This is a genomic window from Chryseobacterium sp. Leaf404, from assembly GCF_001424145.1.
Taxonomy (GTDB): Bacteria; Bacteroidota; Bacteroidia; order Flavobacteriales; family Weeksellaceae; genus Chryseobacterium.
Window position 1 is genome coordinate 723,205 of sequence record NZ_LMQM01000001.1, and the last position, 20,709, is coordinate 743,913.

Consider the following 20,709-nt stretch of genomic DNA (forward strand, 5'->3'; position numbering starts at 1 on the left):
ATCAACCCTGTCAGCGTTTCAAACGCTGGCAGGGTTTTTTAAATCTGGAAAGTACAAGTTCTGTAAAAATAAATTCCCCGCCTCAGGAGACGGGGAATTTTCACTAATATGGAACTTTACAGATGTTATCTTGTAAATAACATTTCTCTATATTTTGTCATTGGCCAAAGCTCATCATCCACCATCATTTCAAGGTCATCAGATGCTTCTCTGATGGGGTCAAACAATGGGATTACGCTTGTGCAGTACAATTCTGCCTGTTTTTGGCTTTCAGACGTTGCTTTTGCAGCTTCTCTTGCTTTCATTAGATCTTCTACACCCAGTTTGATTTTAGAAATGTTTTCAGAAATCTGCGTAATTAAACTGATCTGTTCTTTCGCTAGCGTTTTGAATTCTTTTTCACCAAAAATATCTTTCAGACCCTTTACGTTTTCAATCAGTCTGTTCTGGTAATTCAAAGCTGAAGGAATGATGTGGTTTCTTGCGATATCGCTCAAAACTCTCGCTTCAATATCAATAACGGTTGAGTATTTTTCTAATTTGATCTCGTTTCTCGCTTCCACTTCTCTGTGGTTGAAGATTCCGATTTCTTCATAAAGGTCCAGGAATTTCTGGTTCATTTCCTGCTTCAGTGCTTCCGGAGTTGTTTTCCAGTTGTTCAGGCCTCTTTTTTCAGCTTCAAGAGCCCAGTCGTCAGAATATCCGTCGCCCTCAAACATAATGTTTTTACACTGCTTGATGTATTCTCTTAAAACGTTGAAAATAGCTTCGTCTTTTTTAAGTCCGGTTTCAATTAAGGCGTCCACTTCTTTTTTAAAATCGCTCAGCTGTTTTGCAGCAATCGTGTTCATTACCGTCATAGATTCTGCGCAGTTTGCAGAAGAACCTACCGCTCTGATCTCGAATTTATTTCCTGTAAATGCAAAAGGAGAAGTTCTGTTTCTATCCGTATTATCCAACAGGATTTCAGGGATTTTTCCAACTACATTTAGTTTTAAATCTGTTTTTTCGTCCGGTGAAAGTTTTCCTTCCGTTACTTTTTCAAGTTCTTCCAAAACTCTGAACAGCTGGCTTCCGATAAATACAGAAATAATTGCCGGTGGAGCTTCATTCGCACCCAATCTGTGGTCATTACTTGCAGAAGCAATACTTGCTCTCAAAAGATCTGCATATTCGTGTACCGCTTTAATAGTATTAACAAAGAATGTTAAGAACTGTAAATTTTTCTTAGGATTTTTTCCCGGGCTCAAAAGGTTTTCACCTGTGTCTGTTGCAAGAGACCAATTGTTATGTTTTCCGCTTCCGTTTACACCTGCAAAAGGTTTTTCGTGGAATAAAATATGGAAATGGTGTCTGTGAGCTGTTCTTGCCATCACATCCATCAAAAGAGAGTTGTGATCAACGGCAACGTTTACTTCTTCAAACATCGGAGCAAGCTCAAACTGGTTTGGAGCCACCTCGTTGTGTCTTGTAGTAACCGGAATTCCAAGTTTCATACATTCAACCTCCAGTTCTTTCATGAAATTCATGACTCTCGTAGGGATTGAGCCAAAATAGTGGTCATCCAGCTGCTGTCCTTTTGCAGGAGAGTGTCCCAACAAAGTTTTACCTGTCAAAACCAGATCCGGACGGGATTGATACAATGCAGAATCAACCAAAAAATATTCTTGCTCCCAACCTAAAGTGGGCGTTACTTTCGTTACGTTTTTATCAAAGTACTGCATTACGTCAGTTGCAGCTTCGTCTACCGCGTGCAGAGCTCTCAATAAAGGTGCTTTGTAATCTAAAGTTTCTCCTGTATAAGAGATAAAGATGGAAGGAATACATAAAGTGGTTCCCATGATAAATGCCGGAGAAGTTGGGTCCCAGGCAGTATAACCTCTTGCTTCAAAAGTATTTCTGATACCACCGTTCGGGAAAGAAGATGCATCCGGCTCCTGCTGGATCAATAAGTTTCCGCTGAATCTTTCGATCGCTCTACCGCCTTCAATTGGAGTAAAAAATGAATCGTGTTTTTCTGCAGTGCTGCCTGTCAATGGCTGAAACCAGTGTGTGTAGTGAGTAACTCCTTTGCTCATTGCCCAGTCTTTCATAGCAACCGCTACCTGATCTGCGATGAGTCTCTGGATTTTGCTTCCTTTTTTAATAGCATCCATGATAGACTGGAATGCCTCTTTTGTTAAATATTCTCTCATAGTGTTTTCAGAGAATACATTTTCACAAAACAATTCTGATAATTTAGCAGGAATTTCTACCGTGTTATCTTTTCTAAAGTCCTTGAATGGTAAAGTTTCTAACGCTTTGAATCTTAAAGTTGACATATAGTGTTGAATTTTATGGGGCAAATTTACGAAAAAAATGAATTAAAAATATTTTCACCCTAAATTTTTAGGGGTTATTTTTATTTTTGAATAATTTTTAAGAAAGAATTTGTGTCATAAGAGATGTCTTAAGGATAGAAATGTAATTCCTAAAAAGAATACCTAATAACGAATGTAGGCTTTATTTTCCACTGCTATTATAATATGAATAAAAGTTATCACGATTTTCTTTCTGCATTTTTCAAATAGCTTTAATTTTAAAAATCATCTAATAAATAAACTAAATTTTTTAGAATAAGCTGGTAAGTAGTTGAAACAAGGCTATTTAAAATACTAATTTATTTTTCGTAACTTGCGAGACTTTTTATAAAAATTTTAAATATATGACAAATTCTAGAGCAAGAGAAACCACCGAGGCAATCGAAAGACTGTACATTTCTATGAGACACCTGTTTTATAGAGGTTTTTTCAAGCCAAGCGGAGTTTCCGGAGAAAGCATTAGAAGTTTGTTGAAGACGATCAATCCCGAAATTTACGGTACCATGAGCGTTCCAAGCAAGTTGGAGCTTGATGGTTTGATGTATGTTTTAGACAGACTTCCGGAAGGAATAGAAGAATGCGCTTTCATTCATCTTACATCAGACGAAGGCTTTGATAAAGGGAGCTTTGAGCCGATCGTTCCTAAAAAAAGAAGAAGAAACTGTTACCGTATCGATGAGCATCAGATGAATATCGAAGTTCTTTTGGGACGTTCAGAAATCTATGATATCCTTACGCATTTAACGTTCTTATTTATAGAAGCCGATAAAATCCGCAACCTCGCATTTATTCAGGATGAAAACTGGAAGCCAACAAGAGCTTTCAAAATTATCGAAGAAGTGGTAAAAGGCGAGAAAAAATTCAGCAGAAGAGAAAAAGAAGTCGCATTGATTCATCTTTCTTCTTTAATAGGAAGAACTTTTGATGAAACTTTAAATGCCTACAATACGTTTGGCGAAGATGAAAACCCAGACAGATTATTCAAAATCATTTACCATTTAGGGAAAGTGAGTCTGGAAGATGCCAAACAGAGCCGTGAGCGCGAAATTTATTTCAGTGCAATCTTAAAAGAACGTGTGGGGCATCATTATTTTGGTGAAAAATGGGCTCACAAAGTGAAAGAAGTTTTATTTGAAAACGATCTTCACATGCGTCCGTTACACATTATTTCTGCGAATATGCATTCCGTGAAAAACATGCTCTTCGGAAACGATGCATTGAAGAAAAAACAGACTAAAGAAGTTGACTACAAACTTTATCAGGAAATTTCAAACAAAAAAGATCTTCGTGATAAAGTGTTAAAATACTCTCAGGAGCAGGGCTTAATTTATATTGACGACAGAAGTGGCAGTAATATCGACGTTCAGATCATCGATTTAAGCAAAATTGATTTGAAAAACACGCCTTTCAGTGATACAAAATTTACCGGCGACGATGTTGTTCTGGTTTTCGATTACGCTTTCGGCGAGCAGGCCTTTGAGGTAATGGATGAATTGCTGAGACCATTTGAGCAGAAAGGCGAAGTCTATATGATGAAAGTAAAATCTGTATCAATCATGGGGAAAGCAGGAATTCTCGCCGGTGGTAAAGGCGACATCATGATTCCGACTTCCCATATTTTTGAAGGAACGGCAGACAATTACCCATTTGAAAATGCTTTGAAACTGGATGATTTTAAAGATGATGAACTGAAAGCCTTTGAAGGACCGATGATTACCGTTTTAGGAACCTCACTTCAGAACAGAGATATTCTTCAGTATTTTATGAACACCTCATGGAAAGCCATCGGACTGGAAATGGAAGGTGCACACTATCAAAAGGCAATTCAGGTAGCGTCAAAAATCAGACATCACATCTATCCTGATTTATTTGTCTGCTATGCTTATTACGCATCAGATAATCCTTTAGAAACGGGTTCTACACTGTCTTCAGGTGGTTTAGGGCTTACGGGCGTGAAACCAACCTATCTCATCACGTTAAGAATTCTGGAAAAGATTCTGACAAGCGGAGCGAAAGAAGTTTCTTCTAAAAAATAAGTCTGATAACACAGAATATCAATCCTTCAAGGTTTCCAAAACCTTGAAGGATTTTTATTTCCACCAGATCTCGCAGATTATTATGCGCAATCATCTGTGAAAATCCGTGCAATCTGTAAGAAATTCAAAAAATAGTTATCTTTAAAAAAACAAAACAATGAGCACACCCTCACAATTAGCCAAAAGATTCCGTGAAGTTGTATTGGATGGAAAATGGATTGCCAATACCAATTTTAAAGATCAGCTTTCAGATGTAACATGGCAGCAGGCAAACACGAAAATTGCCAATCTCAACACCATCGCCATGCTCACTTTTCATATTGATTATTACATCGCCGGAATTCTCAACGTTTTCGAAGGTGGAGAACTGGAAATCAAAGACAGATTCAGTTTTGATCTTCAGCCAATCGAATCTCAGGAGCAATGGGAATCTCTTTTAAATAAGCTCTGGACTGACGCAGAAAAGTTTGCCTCGTTACTGGAACAAATGCCGGATTCTGAAATGCATGAAAAGTTTGTTGATGAAAAATACGGAACTTATCTCAGAAATATGGACGGGATGATCGAGCATTGCTATTATCATTTAGGACAGATTACTCTGATTAAAAAAATAATTCATTTCAACGCAAACAACACTGATGCTTTTCACTGATTGGTACAGTTGCATTTTGAGGTTTAAAAGTTGAACCTATTCAAAGTTTTTGAAACTTTGAATAGCAATTAGTCTTATTAAATAATTATTTTTAAAGCATTTACCTCTTTATAATCTATGTTGGGTTGTTCATTTTTTAATGAAAGCTCATCAATAACTATAGAATCGCCAGACTTCGTTTTTAAAATTCTATCTTTTGCAGATTGGTTAAATTCTTCACCATAATTAATCAATGGTTCTTCTTGATTTATCTGATACTGGAACTTTCCTGCTTTTGGTAATTCGTAAACCAGTTGAGGAATAAAATATTTTATTTTAGAAACAGCAAGCTCTTCACTGGTTAGTTTCATTTGTATTGTTTGGTTATTTATACTTGCATACGGTCTTTCAATATTAAGGATTCGGAATTTTCTTTTGTCGGTAACCACTCTGTCTCTAATAAACCCTGAAATGGTATTTCGAGAGTGGTACCAGTTGTAGGAACTATGGAATATCGGTTTTTTCCGTCTTTTTTAACGCCTGCTCCGCTTACCTGTATGCTGTCAGATTGCGGAATATCAATATTAAGATGATTTTGTACGCCTCTGTATAAGATGTTAAGTTGTCTATTCTCAACAATAGCTTTGATATCAGACTTTTTAGTAAATGTTTTTGTTGAAGAGCAATTCAAACATATAATCAAAAGGAGAATGAGGTAAATTGTTTTTTTCAAAATATTGAATTGTTTACAGTCAAATATATTAATTTTCAAAATTTACTTACCTTTAAAAAAAATAAAATTTTCAATGAAAAAATCGTTTGCAATACTCTTTGCTTTGATCATTTCACAGTTTCAGGCGCAGCAGAAAGCTTATTACCAGCAGGCTGCCCAGTACAAAATGGATATTGATGTCAATGCAGAAAAATTTACCTACGAAGGAAATCAGACTTTAAATTACTCCAACAACTCACCAGACGAGCTCAATGTCGTGTACTTCCATTTGTACTGGAATGCTTTCAAACCCAATTCAATGATGGATCAAAGGGTAGCCGGACAGGGAAAAAACGGTGATTCACGATTACAGAAAGACGGAGTTTCAAGACTGGCTTCCATTCCTAAAGATCAGGAAGGTGCACAGAATATTCACTGGATCAAACAGAACGGGAAAAATGTAAAGTTCGAAATTCAGGAAACCGTGATGAAGGTGTATTTAAATGAACCTTTAAAACCCAATTCCAAAACCACTTTTACCATGGAGTGGGACGCTGTAATTCCACAACAGATTAGAAGAGCTGGGCGAAATAACCGTGAAGGCGTTGATATGACGATGTCTCAATGGTATCCAAAAATCGCGGAATACGATTACGATGGCTGGGCAGCTTTCGATTACGTGGGAAGAGAATTTCATGCTCCGTTTTCAGATTTTGATGTGACTATTAAAATCAACAAAGATTACGTCGTTGGAGCAGGCGGAACTCTTCTGAATCCTACAGAAGTGAAAGGTTACGACGCGTCAGCAAAAATTAAAGCCGACAAAAACAAAGCTACATGGAAATGGTCGGCTAAAAATATGCTCGACTTTGCGTGGGCGGCAGACAAAGATTATTCGGTAGAAAGTTTCGAAATTCCGCAGGGACCGAAAGTGTTTTTCGTATATCAGAAAAACGATAAAACCAAAGTTTGGGGCGAGGCAAAACCATACATCACAAAGTATTTCCAGATTATGAATTCCCGGTTCGGAAATTACGCTTGGCCTTCATACGCATTCATCCAGGGTGGTGATGGCGGAATGGAATACGGGATGTGTACTATGATTTTAGGTGAAGCAGGAAGCGTTGAAGATTTAATGGGGCTGATGGTTCACGAAGGTTCGCACTCGTGGTATCAGCAGATGCTCGCCACCAACGAACCACTGAGACCGTGGATGGATGAAGGTTTCACCAGCTATGCAGAAAGCATCGTAATGCACGAGCTGTTTCCTCCAAAAGAAAATATACCCAATGCTTTTACTTCAAAGATTGATGCCTACAGAAATATTGTCAAAAGAGGAATCGAAGAACCAGCAGTTTGGCTGGGTGACCACCATGACAACGGTACGGCGTACAGTTTTGCAAGTTATGTGAAAGGTGAATTGTATCTGGTTCAGTTGGGTTACATTGTTGGCGAAGAAAATTTGGCTAAAATCATGAAAGAATATTTTGCTCAGTGGGCAATGAAACATCCTACAGATAGAGATTTCCTCCACATCGCACAGAATATTTCGGGGATGGATCTGAAGTGGTTTCATCATTACTGGATCAACACAACCAAGACCATCGACTACGGAATTAAAGACGTAAAATACGACGCAAAATCTACAACGATAACTTTAGTTAACAACAGCCAGGTTCCTATGCCGATCGATTTTTCTGTGATGACAACCGATAAAAAGGTGATCACCTACCAAATCCCGATGAACATGACCCGTACGTGGAAAGCTAAAGATATCTTCGGAGATTTCAGAACCATGCCGTATTGGCCATGGACGCAGAAAGAATATAGCATCACCGTGCCTTACAGCAAGTCTCAACTAAGCGTTTTAGGAATAGATTTCAGCCAGAGAATGGCAGATGTAAATCCTTCGGATAATTTTGTTGAGGTGAAATAATTCTGAAATATCGCTGCATTACGAAGCCCTGAAAGGGCAACATCAAAAATCCCCGAAGAAAACTACTTCGGGGATTTTGTTTTAAAACGAAAAAATATTCTTGCTTAGCAAACGGAGTTCTTTTATGAATATAATCTGAATACATTAAAAAAAATTATTTGTCTAGTTTATTTTTCATTTGTTTATGATATAATATGATCTGCGGTATTATCAATAAAAAAACAGCAAATGAAGCGGGATTTAATTCTTTTAAGATTGAAAAAATTATAATAACTACCGTAGAAAATAATAATATAAGAAGATTAATTTTGTATGCGATTTTTATTAATCCTTTTTCTGCAACTTCATCCCAACTGTCAATGATTTTCAGATTTTCATTTTTTGTTATTTCTTGTAATTTTAGAATTAATTTTTTAATGTTTTTTCGATCAATCTTAGAATTGTTTATATATATTGTTTGATTTTCTGTTCTAATTTTTTTCAGAAACTCTCCGTTATCTAAAACGATCGTTCGTATATCTTTGATCTGAACCGAAGGAAGCTTTTTATAATTAAAGAAGTTTTTTCTACTCCAAATAAAAACTAATATTTTTTCATTCTCTATAACTATTTGAAGTTTTCCAACAGAATAATAGTACATTAGAAATAAAGTAATCGCAAAAATTGGAATTATAATAAGTAATGAATTTATTTCGGCTGAAATTACAAGGGCTATTATAACAGATAAAGGCAATAAAAACAGGCAACGTAATATCCGTGATTGTTTAAATGTTGTTATTTTATAAGTGTAAATCGACATAGTAGTTAACCTTTATCACTAATACCCCCTCGCATAAGACTTCTTCTCCTCCAGATATTCCACCTTGTCACCACTTTCGGTTTTAAAAAGGGTTTTCACTGTAATTCTCTGTTTCTCGCCTGTAGAACTTGGCAGATATGTGACGAAATGAAGATGTGGCCCGCTGCTCCAGCCTGTATTTCCGCTTAGGGCGATGGGTTGGCTTTTGATGACCTTGTCGCCCACTTTTACCTTGGCTCCGTTTTTTATCAAATGGAAATACTGCGCAATGGTGCCGTCAGAGTGTAAAACAGAAATATAATTTCCAAATGCCGCACAGCTTTTCGTAGGACAGCTTTTGTCGTTATGCTGTACAATCTCAATCACCAAACCTTCTCTGGCTGCTAAAATCTCTGTGCCTTCGGGCATAATAAAGTCTAATGAATTTTCATTCTGATGAGAAAATGTACCATTATATCCCTGATGAATCAAAAATGCTTTTCCTTTCCCGAAAGGCAGATCGTACTGGTAGTTTTTGTCGTATTGCTTGATAGTAATGTCTCCGGTGTAAGACTGATAACCGGGCATTTTCTTCAGATTCCAGCCTTTCTTTTTGTCATTCACTACAAAATAAGTAACGCGGTATCTGCTTGTTTTTCCCGGTATCACATGAGTGGTTTTAAATAAATCGGGTTTTCTCAGATTATCTGCTTCAGGCTGACCGTTAAAAACCAGTGAAACAGGATAAATTTCATTATTGTCAACGTAAAAAGTGAGAGAATCGCCTTTTCTTTCGTTATACATTTTGATGTTCTTTTGAGAAAAAAGTATTGTAAAATGGCTGATGAGGATGAGAAATAAAAGTTTTTTCATTGTTAAATCTATTAGGATGTGCTTAAAAGTTTTGTACAATATTAAACCATTTTCTTAAATATTAAAAGCCTCTTTTTATGAAAATTGTTACATTTACCACCGAAAATCAATTTAATGAATTCAATCGTAATCAACGTTGGAAACAGCAACATCAGATTCGGACTTTTTAATGATGATAACTGCGATATCTCGTGGGTAATCAATACAAAACCGTACCGCACAGCTGACGAACTGCACGGTCAGATGCTGATTTTGTATCAAACCTACAAAATTGATCCAGAGAAAATCGAAAAGATTATCATCGGTTCTGTGGTTCCGCAACTCACAAGGGAAATATCTTCTGCAATCCGTAAGATCCACGGGATTATGCCGGTAATGGTAGACCGCACAACGCCTTCGGAAGTGATTGCCAAATCTAAACAGATGGGAACAGATATTTATGCAAACCTCGTGGCAGCACATAATATGTATCCAGACAGGAAGAAGATTGTTGTGGATTTCGGGACTGCACTTACTGCAAGCTGTGTTGCAGAAAACGGTGAAACGCTGGGTGTAATTATAGCCCCGGGAATTGTTACTGCGCTCAATTCACTTATCAGCCAGACCGCGCAGCTTCCTGAAATTGAACTTAAAAAACCAAAATCTGTTTTAGGATTAGATACCATCAGCTGTATGCAGAGTGGTATGGTCTACGGGTTCCTCGGTATGGTGGAAGGTTTTATAGACCGCATCAATGATGAGGTCAAAGACGATTGTTTCGTTATTGCAACCGGCGGTGTTTCTCACGTTTACAAACCATTAACCGATAAAATCCATTTGGCAGACAGACTTCACACATTAAAAGGACTTTACTTTTTAGGGAAAGATATTTAGGTTAAGGTTAAGGTTGTGCGATTTTCCGCCTTTGCCTAAGCCTACCTCTTAGATTTAAAAAATTCTTTTACAATGATCGAACATTCGTTTTCTAAAACACCTGTCACGATTTCAGTCTTCGGATGAAGCGAAAGATTTTTATTGATAAATCCCCGTTTCTCATCTCTAGCACCAATCACCACTTTGGAAATCTGAGACCAGCTCAAAGCTCCTGAACACATCACGCAAGGTTCAACGGTGACGTATAAAGTGCAGTCGGTGAGGTATTTTCCTCCTAAAAAATGAGCTGCTGAGGTGATGGCCTGCATTTCTGCGTGAGCAGTGACATCGTTCAGAGCTTCAGTAAGGTTGTGTGCTCTGGCAATCACTCTGTTGTTGGATACAATGACGCATCCTATAGGAACCTCATCTCTTTCTAATGCGCTTTCGGCCTCCTGGAGAGCCATTTTCATAAAATATTCGTCGGTAAACATAAAGATAAAAGCTTAGTACAAAACTAAGCTTTTCAAATATTTTATTGAGAGATAATTAAAATCTGTACCCAATGCCACCCATGATTTTTCCGGTAACTTCGCCTACATCATACCGTTCTCCGTTTCCGAATCTTCTTGCGATGCCGCCGCTGGCTTCAATCACCAGTCTGTCTTTGATTACCCATTTTCCACCTACTCCAAAACCTATTCCCACTGTTGTTACCGTTTTATTTCCTCTGTAACTGTAGTAGTAAGTATTGGTGATGTCATCATAATCAGATCCGTAGAAATCATCCTTCTGGAATGTCACCGGAACAAAACCTTCAAAGAAAAAGCCCGAGGCATATTTTCTTCCCATATAATATCTGAAATAGGGAGAAACCTGTTTAAAATCGTCTACATCTTTATCCAGAACAATCATGGCATTCACACCAACGCCCATGTCTTTGTTAAGAATTCTTTCGTAGGAAACATTTATCATTGGAACGGCAATCAAAAGAATGGGATCTAAAACGATATCGTTTTTTCTCTCTGAACCTGATTCCTGAGCAGAATTAAGATCCTGTGCAAACAGGTTCATTGCTGATATTAAAACCGTTAAAAATGTAAAGAATTTTTTCATTAATTTTTTTCACCAAAAATAAACATTCCCACGACATGGTGAAATTTTTAATGAAAAATTAATCAAATTTTAAATTTAACGGCAGTCTGAAGCGCGACCGGACGGGAATTCCGTTGATGTAGGCGGGAGAAAACTTTTCTGCAACTGAGTACAGAGCAATCTCAGCCTGTCTGTTGAAGGTAAAATTATCACCTTCCGCTTTTACATTGGTAATGCTGCCGTCTTTTTCAACAATAAAAGCTACCTGCGTTCTGAGATCTTTCATTTCAGAATATACGCCGTCGCTGTAAAAAAGATTGGCGACCTCCTGTCTTAAAGCGTTAATTCCTCCGGGATAGTTGGCGTCTTTGCCAAGTGTTTGATCCATAATCTTGTCACCTGATGTGCTGGATGTTGCAGATTTAAACTTTCGGAGATCTTCTAGATTTTTGGTTTTCAGAAGAGCTCCCACCAGAGCAACGTTTTCAATACTGTCCATCTTTCGCATAAAAAGCTTAAAATCATTTTTGATGGATGCTTTTATCAGATTGTTGGTTTCTTTGTCGAATTTCTTTTTAAACTCGCCATTCAGCATTGTTCTGTGTTGGTTATAGTAATTTTTCACAGAGCGGAAATCTTCCGTCTGCTGAGAAATACAAAATCCCGAAAGTAATGTAAATATGAAAACAAAATATCGCAAAGTGGTTATTTTAAGTAAATATAGTTAAAAATTTCAGGGCTTTTTTAGAAAGTCTTCATCTTCGGTCAAAATAAAAACCGAAGCTTTAAAAACCTCGGTTTTGGTATAATCAGTTCAGCTCAATTGGGTTGCTGTTTCTTTTAAGTTCTTCTTTCATTCTTTCCTGCATGCGTTTTCTCATATCGGCTGGGTTTTGACTGCCACCGCCACCCCGGGACATCGGCGCGCCTATTCTTATGTTTCCGCCGCCACCGCCGCCAGACTGGCTGCTCACAAATGCTTCAGGATCTTTTCTGAATCTCTCAAGCTGCTTGGTGTAATCTGTTCTTTTCACCTTCATCGTATTTCCGAAACGGTTGCTTTCCGGAAAGTCTGCAATTTTATAGTTCTTCATTAAATCAAAAGAATATTCTCCTTTGTCATCTTCAATTTTTACAATAAGACCGGGAAGACCTGCAAATTTATACGGTCCGTCCTGATAGGGAAGGTCTGTGGTAAACCATGCCGTCCATTTTCTTCCTGCAAAATCTGTTTCAGCTTTCTGAACTTTGTAATCACCAATTTTTGTGGTTTCTGTAAGCATTTTCCAACTTATAGGGCGGTCTTCTTCATAGGAGTATGTGTCTCTTCCAATTCTATTTTTAAAAACAACTTTCTGTGAAGTTTTGTCTTTTTCAATAGAATAGTCAATGTTGGTTCTTAAACCTTCCATCTGCTCACGGTTAAAATTTCTCGCGCCACCGCTCTGGAACATCGCCTGCATCACAGAGTCTCTTTTTACTCGGTTTTCAGAATAGAACTGGGATTTTTCTCTGGAAATATCGAGGTAGGCATTTTCAGTTTTTACATCATTTTTATTTTCCGCATCAGATTTCATTGTCACCTGATAAACAAATCTGTTTACCTGTGCGCTGATATTCTGGACTAAGAAACAAGCTGTTACCAACAGAATTTTTTTCATACGTTTTAATTTGAGGGTTTGATAGCAATCATTTGACAAAGTTAAACCTATCAATGATAAAAATAGTTAAAAATAAAAACACTGATTTTTATTTACTGATTATTAGTCGTAAATTTGCTTCCTAAAATCATTCTAAATAAAAACAATGATAAAAGTAAGCGATCAGGCAAAGGTAAAAGCGGTTCAACTCATGACGGAAGACGGCTTTGATCCTACTGAAGATTATATAAGAGTTGGAGTGAAGAGCGGTGGTTGTTCAGGTTTAGAGTATGTGCTGGGTTTCGACAATAAAAAAGAAGAAAGTGACCAGATTTTTGAAGATAACGGTATTAAAATCGTTGTGGAGAAAAAAGCAATACTTTATCTGGCAGGAACTGTTTTGGAATACTCCGGAGGCTTGAACGGGAAGGGATTTATTTTTAATAATCCTAATGCATCCAGGACCTGTGGTTGTGGAGAGAGTTTTTCTCTTTAATTAAAATTGAGGTTTAAAATTCAAAATTGAGATGACACTCAATTGTAAACAAATCAGACCGAAAGATTTGGTTTTAAAAAAAGCAACAGCTTAAAAAAAAGGCAGGAGACTTTATAATGTTTAAAGTTTCTACATTTAATACAGTTAAAATTAATTCAGAAATTCAAAGTTTTGGATTTTGAATACTAATTATGAGTAAATATACTGAAGACGACTTAAGAGTTGATTTAGAAAATAAAAAGTACGAATTCGGCTGGGAAACGATACTCGATTATGAAGATTTCCCTACTGGTCTGAACGAAGACATTGTGCGTGCTATTTCTGCCAAAAAGGAAGAGCCGGAATGGATGACAGAATGGCGTTTAGAGTCTTTCAGAATCTGGTTGAAAATGACCGAGCCTGAATGGGCAAATATTAAGTATGAAAAACCTGATTTTCAGGCGATTAAATATTATGCAGCTCCAAAATCTAATCCACAGCTGGAAAGTCTGGATGAAGTAGATCCTGAATTACTGGCAACTTTTGCCAAACTGGGAATCAACATCGAAGAACAGAAAAGACTTTCAAATGTTGCTGTAGATATCGTGATTGACTCTATCTCTGTAAAAACAACTTTTCAGGATACTCTGGCTGAGAAAGGAATTATTTTCTGCTCAATTTCTGAAGCGATTAAAAATCATCCGGATTTAGTTAAGAAATATTTAGGTAAAGTTGTTCCGAGAGGAGACAATTTCTATGCAGCATTGAATTCCGCAGTGTTTTCTGACGGAAGTTTCTGCTACATTCCGAAAGGGGTAAGATGCCCGATGGAACTTTCAACTTATTTCCGTATCAATCAGGCAGGTACAGGTCAGTTTGAAAGAACACTTGTGATTGCAGATGAAGGAAGTTACGTATCTTATCTGGAGGGTTGTACAGCACCGTCAAGAGACGAAAATCAGCTTCACGCAGCCGTTGTAGAATTGATTGCGATGGATAATGCTGAAATTAAATATTCTACCGTTCAAAACTGGTATCCGGGAAATGAAGAAGGAAAAGGTGGAGTTTTCAATTTCGTAACAAAAAGAGGTCTTTGCGAATACAAAGCAAAAATCTCATGGACTCAGGTGGAAACGGGTTCCGCAGTAACCTGGAAATATCCTTCCTGTATCCTGAAAGGTGACGGATCAATTGGTGAATTCTATTCTATCGCAGTGACAAACAATCATCAGTATGCCGATACAGGTACAAAGATGATTCACATTGGTAAGAATACAAAATCAACAATTATTTCTAAAGGAATTTCGGCAGGAAAATCGCAAAATTCATATAGAGGATTGGTAAAAGTAATGCCTTCTGCAAAAGGAGCAAGAAACTTCTCACAATGTGATTCATTATTGATGGGTAACGAATGTGGAGCGCATACTTTCCCATATATTGAAATAAAAGATCCGACAGCTCAGTTAGAGCACGAGGCTACAACGTCAAAAATTGGTGAAGATCAAATATTTTACTGCAACCAGAGAGGTATCGATACCGAAAGAGCAATTGCATTGATTGTAAATGGTTTCAGCAAGGAAGTTTTAAATAAATTACCAATGGAATTTGCCATTGAAGCTCAGAAATTACTGGAGATTTCTTTGGAAGGTTCTGTTGGATAAATATTATAAAAATAAAGAGGTTTTGGATTCATAAAAATTCATTACCAAATTATCATATCAAAAAACTATGTTAAACATTAAAAACCTACACGCCAGAATTGAAGATGGCGCACAGATATTAAAAGGTATCAATCTTGAAATCAAACCAGGCGAAGTTCACGCTATTATGGGGCCGAACGGTGCCGGTAAATCAACGCTTTCATCTGTCATTGCAGGGAAAGAAGATTACGAAGTAACGGAAGGAGAAATCTTTTTTCAAGGTGAAAATATTATTGAAGATGCTCCTGAAGAAAGAGCTCATAAAGGCGTTTTCCTTTCTTTTCAGTACCCGGTAGAGATCCCTGGAGTTTCTGTAACCAACTTCATTAAAGCTGCTGTGAACGAAAACAGAAAAGCAAACGGATTGGAAGATATGCCTGCAAAAGAAATGTTGGCAATGATTCGTGAGAAATCTGAAAAACTGGGAATTAAAAAAGACTTTCTTTCAAGATCATTGAACGAAGGTTTTTCTGGTGGTGAGAAAAAGAGAAATGAGATTTTCCAGATGATGATGCTTAATCCTAAGCTGGCTATTCTTGATGAAACCGATTCTGGATTGGATATCGATGCACTCAGAATTGTTGCAGACGGAGTTAATGCTTTTAAAAGTGAAGGAAATGCAGTTCTTTTAATTACCCACTACCAAAGACTGCTCAATTATATTCAGCCTGATTTTGTACACGTTTTAGCCAACGGAAAAATCATCAAAACTGGTGACAAATCTTTAGCATTAGAATTAGAAGCAAAAGGATACGATTGGCTACTAAATTAATTTGAAATTTGGTATTTGAAATTTGATATTGTGAGAGCAATAAATAATTTTGAAATTAAACAGTAAAGCAGTTATAAAACTTAAAAATGAAGGTTTTGAGATTTTAAAATAAATTACGGATTTATTTTTTGCCAAATCGCAGATGGTAAAGCCGATAAATTTAAAAGAAATGATGGTCAGTTGATTGAACATTCACCATTTCAAATCTCAAACTTCAAATCTCAAATATGTTATCAGAACAAATTTTAAACAATCACAGCGAATTTCTTGGTACACTCCGTCATCGTTTTTTAGATGAATCCAGAGTGGAGGCTTTAGCAAAATTTTCTCAGATTGGCTTTCCTACTAAGAAAGACGAAGAATATAAATACACAAGTCTCAAAGAGATTACAGAAAAAGACTATAACTTTTTCCCGAAAGAAGGTCATAATATTACCAAAGAACAGCTCGATGAACTGCATTTGGGTGAAGAAAATTTCGACTGGATCACATTCGTCAACGGCAAACTCCGCAAAGAATTATCAAATATTTCTATCGAAAATGCAGAATTTCTGTCATTCAATTATGCGTTAAATGATGAGAATCACAAAGAAGTTTTCGATAAGTATTTTAATACAATAGCGGCAAAAGATTTAGCCTTTACCAATTTAAATCAGGCATACTGCAAACATGGTTTCTTTTTAAAGGTTCCTAAAAATGTGGTGATCGAAAAGCCGATTCATGTTTTTTACATTTCTCAGAATCAGGAAGAAAACACTTTTTACAACACGAGAAATTTATTGATTGTAGAAGAAGGTGCAAAAGTAGAAATCATTGAAAGTCATCATAATTTTGACAGCAGTTTTGTATTTACAAATTCGGTAACGGAGATTTTTACGCATCCGAACGGTAAAGCAGACTGGCACAAACTTCAGAACGACAGTGATACTTCATATCTGGTAGACAGTACTTTTGCCAAACAGGAGAAAGACAGCTTAACTACAGTAAATACATTCTCTTTCGGTGGTAAACTGGTGAGAAATAATTTAGATTTTATTCAAAACGGATCAAATATCAATTCTTTTATGAACGGAATCACGATTATTGGAAAAGATCAGTTGGTGGATCATCATACTGCTGTTCATCACAATCAGCCGAACTGCGAAAGTTATCAGAATTACAAAGGTATTTTCAGTGGAAAATCTCATGGAGTTTTCAACGGAAAAGTTTTCGTGGATAAACTGGCTCAGAAAACCAATGCTTATCAGCAAAACAACAACGTTCTACTTACCGAAGGCGCTAAAATTGATACAAAACCACAGCTTGAAATTTTTGCAGATGATGTAAAATGTTCTCACGGTTGTACAGTAGGTCAGTTGAATAAAGACGCCTTATTTTATCTGAGAGCTCGGGGAATTTCTAAGAAAGAAGCTCAGGCACTGCTTTTATTCGCTTTTGCCAATGATGCGATGGAGAATATTGACATCGAGCCTTTAAAAGATAAAATCTCTAAACTTCTTGCCGAAAAACTTGAAGTGAATATGGAATTTTAATTCAAATAATCTTATATAAAAACGGGCAGTCACTTTACTGAGACTGCCCGTTTTGTTTAAAAAAAATTCTATTTCTTCAGCCAGAACTGACTGTCTTTTCTGTCAGATCTTTTCACTCCGTTATTAATATTGTAGGCAAAACCCACTCCCAAAGTCTGCTTCAGCTGCGTTTTCTGAATTTGATTATGGTCATACAGCAAATCTAAAGTGATGTTGGAAGAAATATGTTTATTGATTTTCATTTTCAGAAGCATATTGTAGGATAGCACCATGTGGTCTGGATCTTCCAGATAATTAGAGAAAACAGTTCCTGTATTAATCATCTCAATATTTTCCATAAGCTTCACTTTGTAGAGGGCGTTTCCGTAGAAACCAAACTGCATCAGGAAGCTTTCGCCGTTATTTTTAAGGCCATAAGTTCCGGCAGTCTGCAATTCATTATCCAGAACAAATGTAAATCTGGCATTCGCTGGGCGTAACGTTATCGTGAGGTTGTCATCGGGTCTGTAGGTAATTCCTAAACCGGCATTCACATATCCGGGTGCCATAAAAGAAGAGATTTTTTTAGCTTCAGGATTATTTCCGTCTTCGTATCCGTGAGAAAACTGGCTTTGTAAGCTCGCTCCTGCAGAAACATACCAGCTTTTAGAAAACTGCCTTCCGTAGTTGGTAGAAAGATTGATAACGTCTTGGGTTTTGCGGGTGCCGATTCCCTGAGTGGTGTTTTGACCGTAGTTTAAAATAAAAATGTTTTCCCAAAGATTTCTGCCTTTTTCGTAGGTGAGGTTTTCGTTTAAACTTCCCAGCCAGCCCAGGTTATTGGCTCCACCGCCTACCCAGTTAGAAAAAGCTGCCTGATTAAGCATCACGGCAATCTGGCCGTCTACAGACCAATATCTTTGTTTTTTAATTGTATCTACCGCTGCAGAGTCACTGATGATTACCTGAGCATTCATTTGAAAACAGGTAAAGATCAGAAAAATGAATAAAAGTTTCTTTGTGTTCATTAAAAGTATTTTTTCACGGCAAAAATAAGAATATATAAACAGACGGTAGAATGAGTTGTTTTGAAAATTTTCATCATTTGCTTCAATCTTTTTCTAATGTCTGAGAAATAAAATAATACGGCACAGAGATTAATAACTTTCTGTCCTGATAATATTTAAAAATGTAAAATTAAAAGCCAAAATTTCCGAAATTTATCCATGGCTTTCCTTTTGAGAGACAGAAGTATGATTAAAGATATAGTTTCAAAAAAAGCACTGTTTTATCCTTTGATAATGCTGGCTGCGATGTGGTTCGGTTTTCTGCTGCAGGCCAATGGCTTTTTTGACAGTTGCTTCGGTGCAGTTATTCCGTTGTTGCCTGAAGGTCTTTTGGGTATCATTACCTCCCCGCTTCTTCATGGGAGTACAGATCATATTGTAAGTAATTCTATCCCGATTGCGATTTTGATGTTTCTTTTATATCAGTTTTACCCTGAGGTGGCCAGCAAAGTTTTTGTAATAGGATGGATTGCTACAGGATTTCTGGTCTGGGTTCTTCCGCCGGTTGATATTTTCACAGGCGAATATGCTTACACCTGTACCATCGGCGCGAGTGGAGTGGTGTATGTTCTTGCGTTTTTCCTTTTTTTCAGTGGTGTATTCAGATGGAATATGAAACTGCTTACCATTTCTCTGCTTGTTGTACTGTATTATGGAAGTTTAATTTGGGGAATGTTTCCCGAAGAACTCTTCAGCACCATGATGGAGCCAAGTAAAATTTCCTGGCAGGCACACTCAGCAGGTGCAATTGTAGGAAGTGTTTTGGCCCTTACTTTCAAGAAATCTGGTGAGAAAAAGAAAAAATACATTTGGGAGTTTCCCGATTATTATAGTGAGAAAGATGATAAGCTCTGGCAGGAATACAAAGAAAACCACCCAGATGACTTCCTAGAACTTCCGTACCAGAAAAGAGAGGATATTTGGGATCATCTGGAAGATTTGAGAAGAAATAAATCTTAAATGGTTATATTTGATATAAATAAAACATGAATGTACACAGAAGAGCAACTGTATTCTATTGCGCTGCGGGAGTGTAATTTTATAGGAGATATCAACTTTCTGAAATTGGTGCGCCGCTTCGGAACGGCAGAAAATGTCTGGAAGTTTTCTAAAAAAGAACTCAGCAAAACCGGCGGAATGGGCTTAAAAACGGTTTCAGATATAGGAAATTCGGCTCATTTGAAATTTGCCGAAAAGGAAATCGCTTTCTGCGAAAAAAATTCAGTTAAAATAAATCTCCGCCATCAAAAAGAGCTTCCGTTTTTGCTCAGTGAATGTGATGATGCACCGGCAATTCTTTATCAGAAAGGAAATTTTGACGTAAATTTAAAAACAGTGAGCATGGTCGGAACGAGAAATATTACTTCTTACGGCAAAAAATTTATAGAAGATTTTTTTGAAGAGACAAAATCACATTCATACATTTCAGTGAGTGGTTTGGCGCTGGGTGTTGATAAAGAGGTTCACGAGCAGTCTTTAAAGCATCAAATTCAGACGATTGGAGTTTTGGCACATGGTTTTCACACGTTTTATCCGGCGAAAAACAGGAAGCTATCAGAAAAGATAATTGAAGAAGGTGGAGGATTGTTAACGGAATTTAATTCCTCAAGAAAACCCGACCGCGAAAATTTCATCCAGAGAAATAGAGTGGTAGCGGGAATGTCTCCGGCAACAATTGTAGTAGAAACAGCTTTTGGTGGTGGATCGATCAGTACCGCAACCTTTGCCAATACTTACAACAGGGATGTTTTTGCTTTGCCGGGAAGAATTTCAGACAGATATAGCCAGGGTTGTAATCATTTGATTTATCAGAATAAAGCAACTGCAATTTCTACATTAAAAGATTTGCTTGACTTGCTGGGATTTAATGATTCTAAAGATATCATTGAAGAGCTTTTCCCGCAGAGTAAAATTACGATTCAATTATCTGAAAGTCAGGAATTAATTTATCTCCGTATCAAACAAAATCCTCATGTCACGTTAGATGATCTGGCGGAAAAAACAGAGATGCCTTCTCATAAATTATTACCGGTAATCCTGGAGCTGGAGCTTTTAGGAAAAGTAAAATCATTTTCCGGGAGACAATTTTTGGCTATTTAATATTTAATGATTTCTTAATATTTCATTATTTTAGATATAACATTTCATATTTGGCAAAAATTAATGAAAAATTATTGATTTAATAATATTATGATGTATTATTATTGAATTTTCAATAAATATGATTTAACCTATTGCAAATCTTGAAAAAAAAATTAAATTTGTTGATAT

Annotated in this window: 20 protein-coding genes; 10 read left to right on the forward strand and 10 right to left on the reverse strand. The window is 36.9% G+C overall.

The features are described 5' to 3' along the window. Positions 1-125: 125 nt before the first annotated feature. Positions 126-2,321, reverse strand: coding sequence for a glutamine synthetase III (locus tag ASG31_RS03395; RefSeq protein WP_056027876.1), 2,196 nt, complete (start codon positions 2,319-2,321; stop codon positions 126-128). A 383-nt stretch (positions 2,322-2,704) separates the two neighbouring features. Here ASG31_RS03395 and ASG31_RS03400 point away from each other — a divergent pair, with 383 nt between their 5' ends. Next, positions 2,705-4,396 (forward strand): DUF6909 family protein, encoded by a 1,692-nt coding sequence (locus ASG31_RS03400; protein ID WP_056027878.1) that lies wholly within the window; start codon positions 2,705-2,707, stop codon positions 4,394-4,396. Between the two features lie 157 nt (positions 4,397-4,553). Next, a complete protein-coding gene (locus tag ASG31_RS03405) occupies positions 4,554-5,048 on the forward strand; it encodes a hypothetical protein (protein WP_056027880.1) in 495 nt (164 codons plus the stop codon). A gap of 77 nt (positions 5,049-5,125) precedes the next feature. Here the strand turns inward: ASG31_RS03405 and ASG31_RS03410 are convergent, their stop codons facing one another. Then, complete coding sequence (locus ASG31_RS03410) at positions 5,126-5,398, reverse strand: hypothetical protein (RefSeq protein WP_056027882.1); 273 nt, start codon at positions 5,396-5,398, stop codon at positions 5,126-5,128. 17 nt (positions 5,399-5,415) lie between these two features. After that, positions 5,416-5,799, reverse strand: coding sequence for a GldM family protein (locus ASG31_RS03415; protein ID WP_056027884.1), 384 nt, complete (start codon positions 5,797-5,799; stop codon positions 5,416-5,418). 34 nt (positions 5,800-5,833) lie between these two features. Between ASG31_RS03415 and ASG31_RS03420 the strand changes: the two genes are divergently transcribed. Next, entirely contained in the window at positions 5,834-7,675 is a 1,842-nt protein-coding gene (locus ASG31_RS03420; protein ID WP_056028091.1) for a M1 family metallopeptidase, read from the forward strand. Between the two features lie 154 nt (positions 7,676-7,829). Here ASG31_RS03420 and ASG31_RS03425 read toward each other — a convergent pair whose 3' ends face one another. Both ASG31_RS03425 and ASG31_RS03430 read right to left on the reverse strand, forming a co-directional pair. After that, positions 7,830-8,474: a hypothetical protein gene (locus ASG31_RS03425; RefSeq protein ID WP_131725489.1), complete on the reverse strand. Its 645-nt coding sequence runs from the start codon at positions 8,472-8,474 to the stop codon at positions 7,830-7,832. An 18-nt stretch (positions 8,475-8,492) separates the two neighbouring features. Continuing rightward, positions 8,493-9,326 carry a M23 family metallopeptidase gene (locus tag ASG31_RS03430; protein ID WP_056027887.1) on the reverse strand — a complete coding sequence of 278 codons (834 nt, stop codon included), beginning with the start codon at positions 9,324-9,326 and terminating at the stop codon, positions 8,493-8,495. A gap of 114 nt (positions 9,327-9,440) precedes the next feature. On the opposite strand from ASG31_RS03430, the gene ASG31_RS03435 reads away from it, so the two are divergent. Beyond that, a complete protein-coding gene (locus tag ASG31_RS03435) occupies positions 9,441-10,199 on the forward strand; it encodes a type III pantothenate kinase (RefSeq protein WP_056027889.1) in 759 nt (252 codons plus the stop codon). A 41-nt stretch (positions 10,200-10,240) separates the two neighbouring features. Here ASG31_RS03435 and ASG31_RS03440 read toward each other — a convergent pair whose 3' ends face one another. From ASG31_RS03440 to ASG31_RS03455, 4 genes are all read right to left on the reverse strand, one after another. Continuing rightward, the gene (locus ASG31_RS03440) at positions 10,241-10,672 is read right to left on the reverse strand and encodes a nucleoside deaminase (protein ID WP_056027891.1); all 432 of its coding nucleotides are present in this window, start codon (positions 10,670-10,672) and stop codon (positions 10,241-10,243) included. Between the two features lie 55 nt (positions 10,673-10,727). Continuing rightward, on the reverse strand, positions 10,728-11,294 hold the full coding sequence (locus ASG31_RS03445; protein WP_056027893.1) for a DUF3575 domain-containing protein: 567 nt from the start codon (positions 11,292-11,294) through the stop codon (positions 10,728-10,730). Positions 11,295-11,352: 58 nt separating this feature from the next. Continuing rightward, positions 11,353-11,973 carry an energy transducer TonB gene (locus ASG31_RS03450; RefSeq protein ID WP_231433698.1) on the reverse strand — a complete coding sequence of 207 codons (621 nt, stop codon included), beginning with the start codon at positions 11,971-11,973 and terminating at the stop codon, positions 11,353-11,355. Positions 11,974-12,082: 109 nt separating this feature from the next. Next, positions 12,083-12,934, reverse strand: coding sequence for a GLPGLI family protein (locus ASG31_RS03455; RefSeq protein WP_056027896.1), 852 nt, complete (start codon positions 12,932-12,934; stop codon positions 12,083-12,085). Positions 12,935-13,079: 145 nt separating this feature from the next. Here ASG31_RS03455 and ASG31_RS03460 point away from each other — a divergent pair, with 145 nt between their 5' ends. From ASG31_RS03460 to sufD, 4 genes are all read left to right on the forward strand, one after another. Further along, positions 13,080-13,409 (forward strand): HesB/IscA family protein, encoded by a 330-nt coding sequence (locus ASG31_RS03460; protein WP_056027898.1) that lies wholly within the window; start codon positions 13,080-13,082, stop codon positions 13,407-13,409. 191 nt (positions 13,410-13,600) lie between these two features. Beyond that, positions 13,601-15,049, forward strand: coding sequence for a Fe-S cluster assembly protein SufB (sufB, locus tag ASG31_RS03465; RefSeq protein WP_056027900.1), 1,449 nt, complete (start codon positions 13,601-13,603; stop codon positions 15,047-15,049). 67 nt (positions 15,050-15,116) lie between these two features. Continuing rightward, positions 15,117-15,860: a Fe-S cluster assembly ATPase SufC gene (gene sufC, locus ASG31_RS03470; protein ID WP_056027902.1), complete on the forward strand. Its 744-nt coding sequence runs from the start codon at positions 15,117-15,119 to the stop codon at positions 15,858-15,860. A gap of 227 nt (positions 15,861-16,087) precedes the next feature. Next, on the forward strand, positions 16,088-17,392 hold the full coding sequence (sufD, locus tag ASG31_RS03480) for a Fe-S cluster assembly protein SufD (RefSeq protein ID WP_082504431.1): 1,305 nt from the start codon (positions 16,088-16,090) through the stop codon (positions 17,390-17,392). 68 nt (positions 17,393-17,460) lie between these two features. On the opposite strand, the gene ASG31_RS03485 is transcribed toward sufD, so the two are convergent. Then, positions 17,461-18,399 (reverse strand): DUF3078 domain-containing protein, encoded by a 939-nt coding sequence (locus tag ASG31_RS03485; protein ID WP_056027906.1) that lies wholly within the window; start codon positions 18,397-18,399, stop codon positions 17,461-17,463. A gap of 225 nt (positions 18,400-18,624) precedes the next feature. Between ASG31_RS03485 and ASG31_RS03490 the strand changes: the two genes are divergently transcribed. Next, positions 18,625-19,398 (forward strand): rhomboid family intramembrane serine protease, encoded by a 774-nt coding sequence (locus ASG31_RS03490; RefSeq protein ID WP_056028100.1) that lies wholly within the window; start codon positions 18,625-18,627, stop codon positions 19,396-19,398. 30 nt (positions 19,399-19,428) lie between these two features. After that, complete coding sequence (gene dprA, locus ASG31_RS03495; RefSeq protein ID WP_056027908.1) at positions 19,429-20,538, forward strand: DNA-processing protein DprA; 1,110 nt, start codon at positions 19,429-19,431, stop codon at positions 20,536-20,538. The last annotated feature ends 171 nt before the right edge of the window (positions 20,539-20,709 follow it).